This window comes from Labilithrix luteola, assembly GCF_001263205.1.
Lineage (GTDB): Bacteria > Myxococcota_A > Polyangia > Polyangiales > Polyangiaceae > Labilithrix > Labilithrix luteola.
Window position 1 is genome coordinate 699,627 of the sequence record NZ_CP012333.1, and the last position, 13,678, is coordinate 713,304.

The 13,678-nt window shown below is 67.6% G+C and carries 12 protein-coding genes; all 12 read left to right on the forward strand.

Annotated elements, in window-relative coordinates:
* The first annotated feature begins 71 nt into the window (after positions 1 to 71).
* The gene (locus tag AKJ09_RS03265) at positions 72 to 4,568 is read left to right on the forward strand and encodes a sigma 54-interacting transcriptional regulator (protein WP_240488379.1); all 4,497 of its coding nucleotides are present in this window, start codon (positions 72 to 74) and stop codon (positions 4,566 to 4,568) included.
* On the forward strand, positions 4,565 to 4,639 hold the full coding sequence (locus AKJ09_RS54660; protein ID WP_240488926.1) for a helix-turn-helix domain-containing protein: 75 nt from the start codon (positions 4,565 to 4,567) through the stop codon (positions 4,637 to 4,639). Before AKJ09_RS03265 ends, AKJ09_RS54660 begins: the two co-directional genes overlap by 4 nt.
* 41 nt (positions 4,640 to 4,680) lie before the next feature.
* Positions 4,681 to 5,298, forward strand: coding sequence for a peroxiredoxin (locus AKJ09_RS03270; RefSeq protein WP_146645715.1), 618 nt, complete (start codon positions 4,681 to 4,683; stop codon positions 5,296 to 5,298).
* Positions 5,295 to 5,660: a hypothetical protein gene (locus tag AKJ09_RS03275; RefSeq protein ID WP_146645716.1), complete on the forward strand. Its 366-nt coding sequence runs from the start codon at positions 5,295 to 5,297 to the stop codon at positions 5,658 to 5,660. Before AKJ09_RS03270 ends, AKJ09_RS03275 begins: the two co-directional genes overlap by 4 nt.
* 55 nt (positions 5,661 to 5,715) lie before the next feature.
* The gene (locus AKJ09_RS03280; RefSeq protein WP_146645717.1) at positions 5,716 to 6,549 is read left to right on the forward strand and encodes a hypothetical protein; all 834 of its coding nucleotides are present in this window, start codon (positions 5,716 to 5,718) and stop codon (positions 6,547 to 6,549) included.
* A 213-nt stretch (positions 6,550 to 6,762) separates the two neighbouring features.
* Positions 6,763 to 7,257: a F0F1 ATP synthase subunit B family protein gene (locus AKJ09_RS03285; protein WP_146645718.1), complete on the forward strand. Its 495-nt coding sequence runs from the start codon at positions 6,763 to 6,765 to the stop codon at positions 7,255 to 7,257.
* Positions 7,254 to 8,024 (forward strand): F0F1 ATP synthase subunit B family protein, encoded by a 771-nt coding sequence (locus tag AKJ09_RS03290; RefSeq protein ID WP_146645719.1) that lies wholly within the window; start codon positions 7,254 to 7,256, stop codon positions 8,022 to 8,024. The genes AKJ09_RS03285 and AKJ09_RS03290 overlap by 4 nt, the downstream gene beginning before the upstream one ends.
* Entirely contained in the window at positions 8,021 to 8,563 is a 543-nt protein-coding gene (gene atpH / locus AKJ09_RS03295) for an ATP synthase F1 subunit delta (protein ID WP_146645720.1), read from the forward strand. The genes AKJ09_RS03290 and atpH overlap by 4 nt, the downstream gene beginning before the upstream one ends.
* A gap of 62 nt (positions 8,564 to 8,625) precedes the next feature.
* Entirely contained in the window at positions 8,626 to 10,278 is a 1,653-nt protein-coding gene (gene atpA, locus AKJ09_RS03300) for a F0F1 ATP synthase subunit alpha (protein ID WP_146645721.1), read from the forward strand.
* Positions 10,279 to 10,287: 9 nt separating this feature from the next.
* Entirely contained in the window at positions 10,288 to 11,202 is a 915-nt protein-coding gene (gene atpG, locus AKJ09_RS03305; RefSeq protein WP_146645722.1) for an ATP synthase F1 subunit gamma, read from the forward strand.
* Between the two features lie 141 nt (positions 11,203 to 11,343).
* Positions 11,344 to 12,675, forward strand: a complete 1,332-nt coding sequence (locus AKJ09_RS03310) for a serine/threonine-protein kinase (protein WP_275936731.1) — start codon at positions 11,344 to 11,346, stop codon at positions 12,673 to 12,675.
* Positions 12,672 to 13,631 carry a hypothetical protein gene (locus AKJ09_RS03315; RefSeq protein WP_146645724.1) on the forward strand — a complete coding sequence of 320 codons (960 nt, stop codon included), beginning with the start codon at positions 12,672 to 12,674 and terminating at the stop codon, positions 13,629 to 13,631. Before AKJ09_RS03310 ends, AKJ09_RS03315 begins: the two co-directional genes overlap by 4 nt.
* Positions 13,632 to 13,678 lie beyond the last annotated feature (47 nt).

The following is a 13,678-nucleotide window of genomic DNA, read 5'->3' on the forward strand; positions in this document are numbered from 1 at the left end:
GCAAGAGGGCGAGTCGGCGGCACAAGTGGTGCCGGCACATGAGCCGCGCGGGGACGAAGAGGCGAACGTACGTGACGAATCCTTCGAGATTTCCGCCGTTCGCCTTTCCTCCTCGCCTCGAGCCCGTGGCACGCCTTGGCAAAGGTGGCGGCGGCGAAGTCTGGGAAGCGCGCGACCGTGTGAGCGGGGCCAAAGTCGCCCTGAAGGTGCTCTCCGACGACGCAGGCGAGGGAGAGACGCTCGCTCTCGTGCGCGAAGCGGTCACCTTGAGCGGCCTCGAGGGGCTGGGCGTCCCACGGGTCCTCGGGTTCGGCAGCCTGCCGAAGTCGAAGCGCCGTTACCTGGTCCGCGAGCTCGTCGCCGGACGGAGCCTCGAAGAGGTCATGACCAGCGGCGACGGCGACTGGCTCAGGCCGCTCGCCTGCGCGGCCGACCAGCTGACGGTCCTGCACCGCGCAGGGCTCCTGCACGGCGACATCAAACCCGCGAACATCATTGCCGGCGCGGGCGGGTCGGGAACGCTCGTCGATCTCGGGCTCTCGATTCCCTGGCGCGAAGCCGGTGGTACCGCGCGAGGACTCACGCCTCGATTCGCCGCGCCCGAGCTGCTTGCCGGTGGTCCCCTAACCGTGCGCGGCGAGGTCTATGCGCTCGGCGCAACGCTGGGCGACCTGCTTGCAGCGCGCGGTGGTGAGCTCGCCGAGGGCGTCCGACGCGAGCTCGCCGCCATCGCGGCGCGCGCGACGCGTGAGCAACCGAGCGAGCGATACCCGAGCGTCGACGAGCTCGCGAGCGCCCTCAAGGCCAAGGCGAAGCTCGAAATCCACGTCTTCGACGACACGCTCGCCTGGCCGGTTCTCGGCCTCGACGCCGATAGCAAGGCCCTCGCCGGCGAGGTGGCCATCCTCGAGCCGGGCGAAGCGCTGGCCGTCGTGGGCCCGCGGCGGGCGGGGCGCACCACGCTGATCCGCCGCCTGTCGTGGTCGCTCGGCGTTCGCGGCGCGCCCGTCGCCAACGTGGAGCCCGTCGATACGGCAAAGAGCACGCTCTCGTCGCGTGAGCTCGTCGAACTCGAGCTCGACGCATGGGCCGGCAACGACGGCAAGCCGGTGAACGATCTCGTCGTCGTCGTGGACGACCTCGCCGGGCTCGACGAACTGGCCCGCAACGCGCTGCGAACGGCCGCCGAGAACGGGGCGCGCATCGTGTCCGTCGGCTCGCCCGACGTCGTACGAAGCGTGACGCAGAAACCGGTGCGCACGTTCGAGCTGTCGCCGCTCGACGTCGCGAGTGCCCAGGAGCTGGTCAAGCTCGCCATCCCTTCCCTGCCCGATCGGCTCGTTCACCACCTGCTCGAGCGCGTCGACCGCCGGCCGGGCCGCTTGCGCTCGGTCGTGGAGCGACTCGCCGGGCGCCCGGTGACATCCGCGGCCGAGATCGACGAGGTCCTCGACCCTCCCTCCGGCGAAGCCGCAGCAGTGTCTTCCCGTTCGCGCCCCGACGCGCGCGCCGAGCTCGAACGCGCGCTCGAGACCGGCCGTTTCGACCTCGCGTCGAGCATTCTCGACGGACTCGGCGAGCCTTCGGGTGCGGACGAAGCAGTCTCGTTCGCCGTCGCTCGCGCCAAGGTCCTTCTCGCCCGTGGCGACACCACGGCCGCCGCGAGCGTGCTCGACGCATCGACGCCAGGGCCGGCGAGCAACGACTACCGCGCGTGGCTCGTCATGCGTGCACGAGCCTTCACCCGCGCCGGGGACTTCACGCAAGCCGCCCATTTTGCCGAACGAGCGGCAGCCGTCGAAGGCGCACCGCACGACGCGCTCGCGGCGGACGCGCTTGCCGTCCGCGGCGTTGCCCTCGCCTACCTCGGCGACGAGACCAACGCCGACAGCGCGCTCGCCGAGGCGGTGGCCATCGCCAAACAGGTGCAGAACGCACGCATCCTGGCCGTGACGCTCGGGTCGCTCGCCATCGCTCATCAGCGCGCCGGCCGAGCACCCAAGGCTCGAGAGGCCTACGAAGAGGCCCTCGTCGCGGCCGAGACGGCCCAAGACGCGTGGACCATCGCCACGACGCGCCTGAATCTCGCCGGTCTCGCCAAGGCCGACGGTGATCTCGGCTCGGCGCTCGTGCATCTCGAGGCCGCCGTCGATATGGCGCGTCGGGCTGGCGCGCTCCTGCTCGTCCAGCAGGCGCTCTTCAACCTCGCCAACGTCGACCTCTACCTCGGACGCTACGCACGGGCCGGCGCCTCGATCGACAACATCGCATCGCTGCGCGACACGCTATCGCCGAGCGCGCGCGCCCAGCTCCTCGGCCTGCAAGCCGAGCTCGCGACGCGCACGGGCAACACCGAACGCGGCGCGCGTCTCTACGAGCTCACGGCGGACGCGTACGACGCTGTGCAGAGGCCGCTCGACGCCGCCGAGTGCCGACTCGAGGGCCTGCTGACCCGCCTCGGAGCCCTGGCGGTCGACAAGGAGCACGCGCTCGGGACGGCCGAAGTCTCCGCACTCGAGCGTGAGCTCGACAAGACCCGCAAGGGCCTAGGAGAAGGCGGGTTCGGCGAACACGAAGCGCTCGCCTGCATCGTCAAAGGCTCGCTGGCCCTGGCGCGAGGCGACGAAGCCTCGGCCCGCGCGGCGCTCGACGAAGCCTACGAACGCGCCACCAAGGCCGGCCACCGCGAATGGGCATGGCGCGCTCTCGATGCGAGGGCACGACTGGCCAGCACCCAAGGCTCGGCGGCGCTCGCACGTCGCGATACGGACGCCGCGCTCGCCATGCTCGAAGAGATGGCGGTGAAGCTCCCTCGCGATCTGCGCGAGGTCTTCTGGAACGATCCTCGGCGCAACGCCCTCCGCCAGGCCCAGACCGCCACGCACCTGGCGCCGCCCGAACCGATCCGCCGGCTGCCGGCGGGGCTGCCGGAGCTTGGCTCGCGCGTCACACGAACATCCATCATCGGAGGCCCCTTGCCCGCCGAAGATCGACTCGCGCGCATCTTCGAGATCACGAAGGAGCTCGCGAGCGAGCACGATCTCGGACGGCTGCTCCAGCGCATCACCGACCACGCCGTCGGGCTCCTCGGCGCCGAGCGCGGGCTCATCGTTCTCGTGGGCGACGACGGCAAGGTCACCGCACAGACGGCGCGCGATCACAAAGGCGAAGAGGCCGCTCACCACTTCTCGCGAAGCGTGGCCGATCGGGTCATTGCCGAAGGTGAACCGGTGCTCGCCACGAGCGCGCGCGACGACGAACGACTCGCCCAGGCCGTGAGCGTGCACAAGCTCATGATCCAGTCGATCGCGTGCGTGCCGATCCGCGGCGCCTATCCGGCCGGCGCGACCATCGGCGCGCTCTACGTCGAGACGCGCCTCCGCCCCGGCGTCCGCTTCAAAGACGAGCTGCCTACCCTCGCAGCGTTCGCGGACCAAGCGGCCATCGCCATCGAAAACGCGCGCCTCCTCGAAGAGAATCGGAAACGCGCGGACGAGCTCGCCCTCACGAACCAGGAGCTCGAAGCGGCGAAGGAGAAACTCGCCGGCCTGCTCGGCCGACGAACCGAGCAGCTCCAGGTCGCACGCCGCGATCTCAAGCAAGCACGCGCCGAGCTCCAAGGTCATTTCGGCTATGCCGGCCTCGTCGGCACGAGCGCCGCGATGCGAAAGCTCTATGCGGTCATCGAGCGCGTTAAGGACACCGACGTCCCCATCCTCGTCACGGGCGAGAGCGGCACGGGCAAGGAGGTCGTCGCGCGCGCGGTCCACTCCGCCGGTGCGCGGCGGAAGGCGCCGTTCATCGGGGTCAACTGCGGCGCCATCCCCGAGAACCTGCTCGAGAGCGAGCTCTTCGGACACGTGCGTGGAGCCTTCACCGGCGCCGATCGCGATCGCAAGGGCCTCTTCCGAGAAGCCTCGGAGGGCACCCTTCTCCTCGACGAGATCGGCGAGATGCCGCTGAAGATGCAAGCGGGTCTCCTGCGCGTCCTGCAGGAGAAACGCGTTCGCCCCGTCGGCGGGACGAACGAAGAGCCGTGCAACGCGCGGGTCATCGCGGCCACGAACCGCGAGCTGTCGCGCATGGTCGAAGAGGGCAGCTTCCGCGAAGATCTCTTCTACCGGCTGCACGTCGTCGAGCTGCGCATCCCGCCGCTCCGTGAGCGCGTCGACGACATCCCCGCGCTGGTGGACCACTTCCTCGGCCTGTTCGCAGCGCGGCACAAGCGCGAACGGAAGACGATCGCGCGCGACGCGATCCGCAAGCTCACGACGTTCGACTGGCCAGGCAACGTGAGGCAGCTGGAGCACGTGCTGCTCACGGCTTGGCTTCTCTCGGAGGAGACGGAGATCGGCGCCGACGACCTCGACCTCCCGGCTCCGACCAGCCACGCCCTGGCGAGCCCGGCCCCTCCTCCGCGTCGGGCCTGTCGACTCGCCACGCCAGCTCCACCAGCTCGACCACCTCGACCACCAGCGGTGTGCGCGTGCGATCGAAGGACGACTTTCGCGATGTGGAGAAGGAAAAGATCATCGGTGCGCTCACGCGCTGCAACTGGAACCGCGTGAAGGCCGCAGAGATGGTTGGGCTGCCGCGCCGCACGTTCTATCGAAGGCTCAAGGAGTACGGGATCCTCTGAGTGGGCGCGCGCGGTCGAAGATCGGGCTTTATCTTCGAATCATGCGCTCCGTGTTCGCTCCGTCACTCGCGCTCCTCGCGCTTCTCGTGACCTCGGCTTGTGGACCGAGTCCTTCCACGTCGAGCCCGAGCACGACGGCTCCCGTCACGAGCGATGGAACCATCTCGCTGCGGCCCGCAGCGGGTCAGGCCATCCCCGGCCCCGATGGTGGAGCGGCTCCCGAAGTCACGGTCGGGAAGCCCCCGCCCGACTTCGAGGCGCTCTCCCACGATGGCGAGTACCTCCGACTCTCGGCCCTGAAGGGCAAGCCGGTCGTCCTCTATTTCTATCCGCGCGACGAAACGCCGACGTGCACGAAGGAAGCATGCTCGTTCCGCGATGCGTGGAAGAACCTCTCCAAGACAGGCGCGGTGCTGATCGGGATCTCGACGGACGATCTCGATGCGCATCGAAAGTTCGCCGCGCACTACCAGCTGCCCTTCCAACTCGTGAGTGACGCCAACGGTTCCATCGCGGCCGCGTACGGCGTACCGAACCGAGGAGGATTTCTCGCACGGCAGACGTTCGTGATTGGCAGCGACGGAAACGTGAAGAACATTTATCGAACCGTCGACGTCACCAACCATGCGACGGAAGTTCTCGCGGACCTCTCCTCATGAGCAACACGCCCTCGCGCTCCCTCGCTGTCGTCCTCGACGGAACCCCCATGCCGGATACGGAGGCACGCGCCTTCTGGGAGCGCTTCAGCGCCTGGATGGAGGAGCACCGCGGCGACCTCGCGGGCTTCGCCACGAGCGAAGGCCTCGCGAGCGTCCATCCGGGGGTCGATGCGGGCCGGCCGATCCTCCGCGCAAGCCGCAACGCCGCTCAGAAGCCGTATGCTGCGGTGCGTTCTGACGAGACGGCCACTCGGCAGGGAGGTGGATCGACTTCCCGCCATGCCGGACCTGGCAAACCGCAGGGCAGTCGTGGCCCGAAACCGGCCAAGCGAGGAAATCAGGGGCGGAAGCGCGGTACGTGAAGTGCGATACCCCCGCACACTGTACGGCCCAGCGCTTGCTTAGGCCCCGGGCAGAGTGTCCCCCGAATCCATTGAAATCGTTTACGCCGCGCACACCTCGACGTGCACCTTCCTCCTCGACGGAGAAGGGATCTGCCGCCGGGTCGTGCTTGCGCCGAACAGCGACGGCAAGCGTCGCGAGAATCCCCGTACGGCATCGCGCTGCGTGGGGGCGCAGTACGTTGCTTCGCTCGACATGAGAGCCATCGGCGGGCTCGTGGAGAGGCCGCGGGTCGGCGCCTCGATGCTCTTCGCCCGAACGGACTCGCGCGGCCGGGTCTCGCTCGTCCGCACGGGCCACGTGACCAGCTTCGAGACGATGCGAGCCGAAGATCCGTTCGACAGCATGGGCTCGATCCGCACGTCGGCCCCCGCGCTCCAGCAGCTCTTCACACCGAAGAGCACGCCGGCCGTAGCGGACGTCGCCGCCGAGACGGTTCCCGAAGAGCTCGACTACGAGGCCGAAGCTCGAACGCTGCCGGTCCAGATCATCCGTCCAGATGAGCTTCCGCCGGCGGGCACCGCGGACACCGGCGAGACCGTGGACGTCGAGCTGAACTTCGATGGTGACGAGACCTTCGAACAGCCCCGGAGGGCGACCATCCCGTCCCCAGGCGTACCCACCTTGTGGGGGCAGCCGGGCGCTTACGAGGAAGACGACAACCCGTACGCCCACGGTCCACGGACGAACCCGTCCCCCAAGACCGACCCCTACCTCATCCGTGGCGTGGGCCGAACCCCCGTCCCGGAACGCACTGCGCCTCGCGTCATCGGAGCCAGCAGGCCCTCGCTCGAGCCCAGGCCTCGAGAAACGCGCGAAGCGGCGAGCTCACGGCGTCGCGGGCGTTAGGCTCGCTCTCGTTACAAACCACCTGATTCCATGTGGTTTAGGCGCGAGCGAGGAGCGCCGGCAAACCTACCCCATGGACATGGGACGCCGGCAGTGGTACCTCGCGCGCGTTCCGATGCTCGGCGCCCGTAGAGTGGCACGCTTTTCCGGCTTTTCCGGCTTTCCTGCGTGCATCATGCCGCTCTCTGCTTGCCGTCCGAGCCACGAGGCCCCATGTCGCTGCTCAGCGTGAGCAACCTCACAGCTTCTAGTGCAGCTTTCGCCGAGGGCGGTGTCACCGTCGACCTCGACGCGAGCTTGCTCGTTCAAATCGTCATTTTCGTCGTCCTCATCGTCGTGCTCAAGCCGACGTTGTTCGACCCAATGATGCGTCTCTTCGAAGAGCGCGAAAAGCGCATCGAAGGCACGCGTCGCGAAGCCACAAAAGAAGACGAGCGTTCTGCGAAGGCGCTCGCCAAGTACGAGGCCATCCTCGCCAAGGCCCGCGAATCCGGCGCCGCCGAGCGTGATGCCCTACGCGCCGACGGCGCCAAGAAGGAAGCGGACCTCATGGCCCGCGTCCGTGGCACCACGGCCGAGACCCTCGAAGAGGGTCGCGCGGGTATCGCCGCCGAAGCGAAGGCTGCACGCCAGCAGCTCAAGTCGGACGCGTCCGCGCTCGGTCGCGAGATCGCAGGCCGCGTACTCGGTCGGGAGGTATCGCTGTGAAGATCAAGCAGAAGCTCGTTTATGCGGGTCTGCTCGCATCGGCCTTTACCTTCGCGACGGCCATCGCCGTGGCGCAGGAGCACGGAGAAGGTCACGGCGAGGCCCCGGCCCCTGCTGCGCAGGGCCACGAAGGCGCCGCGCCGGCAGGTCATGAACCTGCCGATCACGAGGCTGCCGGCGGCCACGAAGCCGCGGCTCATGGCGAGCATGGCGGCCACCACGGCCCCGAGTCGATCAACTGGTTCGACTTCGGCGACAAGAAGAAGCCCGCCTTCCTCGCGCTCGTCATCAACTTCGGCGTTCTTGCCGGCCTCTATTACGTGATCGGCAAGAAGCCGATCACCGAGGGCCTCAAGCAGCGTCGGGTGACGATCGGCAAGAACATCGAAGAAGCCCAGGCGATGCTCGCCGAGGCCAAGGAGCGAGCGAAGAAGTACCAGGGCGATCTCGCCAACGCCGACGCGGATGCCGAAGCGGCCCGCGCCGCGCTCGTTGCCAGCGGAACGGGCGACGCCGACCGCGCTCTCCGCGACGCCGAAGAGAAGGCCGTCCGCATGAAGCGCGACGCCGAACGCCTCGTCGAGCAGGAGCGCCGCCAGCTTCAGCAGGACCTCACGGTCGAAACGGTGGAGCTCGCCGTCGCCGAAGCCAACAAGATCCTCGAGCGCTCGGTCACCGCTGACGACCACGCTCGCCTCGCCAACGATTTGCTCGCCGAGCTCTCGCGCCGTCCCGCGGCACGCAGCTCGGTCGGAGGTGCCTCGTGATCCCCGGCGTCATCGCCAAGCGCTACGCCACCGCCCTCCTCGAGCTCGGCTCGGAATCCGGCCAGCTCGACACGCTCGTCGACGAGATCGGCCGTGCGGCCGAGACCTACGAGCAGAGCGCGGAGCTTCGGACCACGTTCGAAGATCCGCTCCTCACCGCGCAGGTGAAGAAGACGATCATGAACGACGTGAGCGATCGCCTCGGCCTCGGCCAGACGGCGAAGAACACGCTCGGTCTGCTCGTCGACCGCCGCCGCATCCGTGCGCTCCCCGCGATCGCCGTGCGACTGCGTGAGCTCGCCGACCGGAAGCGCGGCGTCGTCCGCGCCGAGGTCCTCACCGCGATGCCCCTCCCCGAGGACTACTTCGAGCGCCTCCAGCGCGAGCTCGAGCGTGTCACGGGCCACCGCATCGCGCTCGACCGCAAACTCGATACCTCGCTCATCTGCGGAGTAGTCGTTCGCGTCGGTGACACCGTCTACGACGGGTCGCTCGTCGCGCGCCTCAAGCAGATGAAAGAATCGATCCTCCCGAACTGAAGAAGTTCGGCAAAGCAGACTTTTCGCAAAGCCTTCCACGAAAGAACGAAGAAGAGAACGCCATGCAGCTTCGGGCCGAAGAGATCTCCTCGATCATCAAGAAGCAGATCCAGACCTACGAGAAGGCGGCGGTGACCACCGAGACCGGCACCGTGCTCAGCGTCGGTGACGGTATCGCGCGCATCTACGGTCTCGAGGGCGCCATGGCCGGTGAGCTCCTCGAGTTCCCGGGCAACATCATGGGTCTCGTCCTCAACCTCGAGGCGGACAACGTCGGCGCCGTGCTCTTCGGCGAGTCGACGGGCATCAAGGAAGGCGCCACGGTTCGCCGTACGAGCCGCATCATGGAAGTGCCGGTCGGCGAGGCCCTCATCGGCCGCGTCGTCAACGCGCTCGGCCAGCCGGTCGACGGCAAGGGTCCGATCGAGTCGCAGCACCGCCGCCGCGTCGAGATCAAGGCGCCGGGCATCCTCCAGCGCCAGCCGGTCAAGGAGCCCCTCCAGACGGGCATCAAGGCGATCGACGCGATGGTTCCGATCGGCCGCGGTCAGCGCGAGCTCATCATCGGCGACCGTCAGACCGGCAAGACGGCGGTCGCGATCGACACGATCATCAACCAGAAGGGCCTCGGCGTTTACTGTTTCTACGTCGCCATCGGCCAGAAGCAGTCGACGGTCGCCGCGGTCGTCGACAAGCTCACCCAGGCGGGCGCGATGGAATACACCACCGTCGTCGTCTCCGGCGCGAGCGAGTCGGCTCCGCTCCAGTTCATCGCGCCGTACACCGGCGTCACGATGGCGGAGTACTTCCGCGACAGCGGCCGCCACGCGCTCTGCGTCTACGACGACCTCTCGAAGCAGGCCGTTGCGTACCGCCAGCTCTCGCTCCTCCTCCGCCGCCCGCCGGGCCGCGAGGCTTACCCGGGCGACGTCTTCTACATCCACTCGCGCCTCCTCGAGCGCGCGGCCAAGATGGCCGACGAGCTCGTCGTCGTGACGAAGGGCACCACCTGGGAGAACCGCGGCAGCGCCAAGGTTCACATCGGTGAGCAGGGCCACGAGAGCGCCGAAGAGGAGCTCAAGTCCAAGGGCGACGGCTACGAGATCGTCAAGAACCCGCAGTCGGGTGGCTCGCTGACGGCGCTCCCGATCATCGAGACCCAGGCAGGCGACGTTTCGGCCTACATCCCGACGAACGTCATCTCGATCACCGACGGCCAGATCTTCCTCGAGTCGGACCTCTTCTACTCGGGCGTCCGTCCGGCCATCAACGTCGGTATCTCCGTCAGCCGCGTCGGTGGCAGCGCGCAGATCAAGGCGATGAAGTCGGTCTCCGGCTCGCTGAAGCTCGATCTCGCGCAGTACCGCGAGAAGGCGGCGTTCAGCCAGTTCGCGTCGGACCTCGACCAGGTCACGCGCAACATGCTCGAGCGTGGCGCGCGCCTCGTCGAGATCCTCAAGCAGGGTCAGTACGTTCCGCAGCCCGTCGAGAAGCAGATCGTCATCATCTACGCCGGCACGAAGGGCTACCTCGACGGCATCGAGGTGTCGAAGCTCGCCGAGTACGAGAAGCAGCTCTACTCGTTCGTCGAGACGAAGCACCCGGAGATCTTCAACAACATCCGCACCAAGAAGGCCCTCGACAAGGACACCGAGGAGACCCTGAAGAAGGCACTTGCCGACTTCGGGAAGGCCTTCGGCAAAGACAAGAAGTGAGCTGAGCGAATGCCCTCGCTGAAAACCATTCGCAAGCGGATCACGAGCGTCAAAGCGACGCAGAAGATCACGCGCGCGATGAAGATGGTCGCGGGCGCGCGCCTCAATCGCGCGCAGTCGCGCATCACTGCTCTCCGTCCGTACGCGCTCAAGACCCAGGAGGTTCTCCAGGGTCTTGCCAACGCGATGATCGCGAAGCAGCAGGACATCGAGTACACCACCACGGGTCAGGGGCCCACGCTCCATCCCCTGCTCCAGCGTCGCCAAGAGCGCACGATCCTCCTCCTCGTCCTCTCGGGCGATCGTGGTCTCTGCGGTGCGTTCAACGCGAACGTCAGCAAGGCTGCCGAGCGCACGTGGCGCGACAAGAAGTCGTCGGACGTCGAAGTTCTCTTCGGCACCGTCGGCAAGAAGGGCCGCGACTACCTCGCGCGCCGTCGCGCCACCATCACTCGCGACTTCCCGAAGCTCTATGACGGTCTCGACCTCGCCAAGTCGGCGGTCGTCTCGGACTGGGTCATCAAGAAGTTCGAGAAGGCCGAGATCGACGCGGTCTACATCGTCTACAACGAGTTCAAGAGCGCCATCACGCAGAAGACCGTGGTGGAGCAGCTCCTCCCGCTCCCTGAGCCCCAGGGTGACGAAGAGGACTTGCTCACGCCGACCGAGTACGGCTTCGAGCCGAACGAGCAGGTCGTTCTCGAGCGTCTCATGCCGATGTACGTGCAGGTCTCGATCTTCCGCGCTCTCCTCGAGAGCCAGGCGAGCGAGCACGGCGCGCGTATGACCGCGATGGACGCCGCGACTCGTAACGCGAAGGACATGATCGGTCGCCTCACGCTCCAGTACAACCGCGCCCGTCAGGCCGCGATTACGAAGGAGCTCATGGAGATCATCGGCGGCGCCGAGGCTCTCAAAGAGTAACGACGACGCGCCTCACCAGGCGAACACACGGGCATCCCCGCAACAGCGAGGGTGCCCGTCGCGTTTTTGTGGGTGAACGGACGTGGCGCGAGGGCGTGATAGCCTTCGAGTACGTCTCCCCGCATCTTCGGCGCGTATCGGATCTACGGAGAGCTCGCAGCCGGCGGGATGGCCACGGTGCATCTCGCGCGAGCGGGCAGCCATGCGCACGGCGGCTCGCGCACGGTGGCCGTGAAGCTCCTCGCCGCGCGGACCGCGGAGCGCGCGGAGCTTGCCCCGGTGCTCGTCGACGAAGCCCGTATGGCGATGCGCATCCAGCATCGCAACGTGGTCCCGCTGCGCGACGTCGTGGATGAAGGCGGCGAGATCGCGCTCGTCATGGATTACGTCGTCGGGCCTTCCCTCGCCGCGCTCGTACGTGCAGCTCGGGAAGAGCGAAAGCCGATGCCGGCTCCGATCGCCTCGGCCATCGTCTGCGATGTCCTCGCCGGACTGCAGGCCGCCCATGACGCCACCGACTTGCACGGCGCTCCGCTCGACCTCGTGCATCGTGACGTGTCACCGTCGAACGTGCTCGTAGGAACCGACGGCGTCGCGCGCGTCATCGACTTCGGCATCGCGAAAGCACGCGGTCGCATCCAGGCGGCGACGCGCGTGGGTGAGATCAAAGGCAAGCTCGCCTACATGGCGCCGGAGCAGATCGAGCGCGCGCGCATGTCTCCGCGCACCGACGTTTATGCGACAGGGGTCGTGCTCTGGGAGCTCGTCGCGCGCCGGCGCCTGTTCGCAGGGGATGAGGCTTCGATCCTCTCGCAGATTCTGGTCGGCATGGTCGAGCCCGCCACCAACCACGCGACAGACCTAGGACCCGAGGTCGACGAGGTGATCGAACGAGCGATGGCCCTCGCGCCCGAAGATCGTTTCGCGTCGTCCCGCGAGATGGCCGCTGCGCTCGCAGCCGTGATTCCGCCAGCGTCGCCAACGGCCGTCGGAGATTGGGTTGCCGACGTGGCTCGTCGCGAGCTCGAGGAGCGCGCTGCGCTCGTGGCTGCGATCGAGCAGCATGACGTGGACCGAGCATGGTCGAACGCGACAGAAGCCTCGAACGCAGACTCTCGACCATCGAGGGAGCGTCGAGCAGTCACGCCTTCGGTGCTCGGTCTCGGCGGTGCGGCGGTGCTCGCGTGCGTCGCCGGTCTCTTCGCGATGCATCGCTCCGATCGGCCCGCCATCGTCACACCGTCGTCGAGCACCCCTCCTCCCGTGGCCAGCACGGAGCCGCAGCCGCCACTCGCCGCCGAGCCGGCGGCCGAATCGGTTCCGGCGGCCGTGACGAGCGCCCCCGGAGAACCTACGCATCACCCACGGCGACCTCGCCCACCAACCACGAACCACGCAACGAGCGTCGACTGTTCCATTCCTTACACGCTCGACGCCCAGCGCCGACGCGTTTACAAAAGAGAATGCCTGTGAGTTTCCTCGATCGCTCACCGCGCATCTCGATCTCGATCTCGATCTCGATTCGCCCCCCGGAGCCGCGCTCCCGTACGTCGCGACTGAGGCTCAGGGCGCTCGCGGGATGGATGGCTCTCGGCGCCTTTCTCGCGGGAAATACGGCCTCGGCAGCGAATCCGCCGGACGAGCGAGCGGAGTGCGCGAAGCTTGCAGAAGATGCTCAAGCGCAGCGCACCGCCGGCAAGATGCGCGCAGCGCTCGAGTCGCTGTCGATGTGTGCGCGCGAGAGTTGCCCGCTCGTGATTCGTCGCGACTGCACGTCGTGGGTCGACGAGGTCGAGCGCGTCGTACCCACCATGGTGGTCCACGCCACCGACGCGCGCGGACAAGACGTCGCTTCGGTCAAGGTCTACGCCGATGGCACGCTGATCAAAGAGCAGCTCGATGGCCGCGCGATCTCCATGGATCCGGGCGTTCACAAGCTGCGGTTCGTCGTGTCGGGTGCCTCCGCCGTCGAGCGCGACGTCCTCCTCGCCGAGTCGCAGAAGAACCGGCTCGTGGAGCTCCGCTTCGATCGCGCGCTTCGACTCGACGGCACGGCCGATGGTGACACGTCCCCCACGTCCGCATCCGGCGCGCCCAGCGCGTCGAGCACGCCGGTGCTTCCGTGGGTGTTCATGGGGATCGGCGCGCTCTCGCTCGCGACCTTCGGGGTTCTCGAAGTCGTCGGCCATGGTGAGTACGACGACCTCGAGAGCACCTGCGGGAAGACGCGCACGTGCACGGACGACCAGCTTTCCCCGACGCGGACCAAGTTCGTGGCAGCGGCCGTCGCGCTCGGTGTCGGACTCGTCGGGATCGGCACGGGCGGCGTCATGCTGCTCACCCGCCCAAAGAACGACGAGCGCGGTGTGGTAGTCGGCGCAGCTCCGACCGACGGAGGCGGGATGATGCGCCTCCGCGGAACGTTCTAGCGCGTGGAGTGATCGATTCGATCATCCCTGAGCTCTCGGGTGCACAG

Excerpts from the sequence above, each read along its gene's own strand:
- AKJ09_RS03270 (WP_146645715.1), top strand. The coding sequence starts at position 4,681 with ATGCGCTCCGTGTTCGCTCCGTCACTCGCGCTCCTCGCGCTTCTCGTG.
- AKJ09_RS03275 (WP_146645716.1), top strand. The coding sequence starts at position 5,295 with ATGAGCAACACGCCCTCGCGCTCCCTCGCTGTCGTCCTCGACGGAACC.
- AKJ09_RS03285 (WP_146645718.1), top strand. The coding sequence starts at position 6,763 with ATGTCGCTGCTCAGCGTGAGCAACCTCACAGCTTCTAGTGCAGCTTTC.
- atpA (WP_146645721.1), top strand. The coding sequence starts at position 8,626 with ATGCAGCTTCGGGCCGAAGAGATCTCCTCGATCATCAAGAAGCAGATC.
- atpG (WP_146645722.1), top strand. The coding sequence starts at position 10,288 with ATGCCCTCGCTGAAAACCATTCGCAAGCGGATCACGAGCGTCAAAGCG.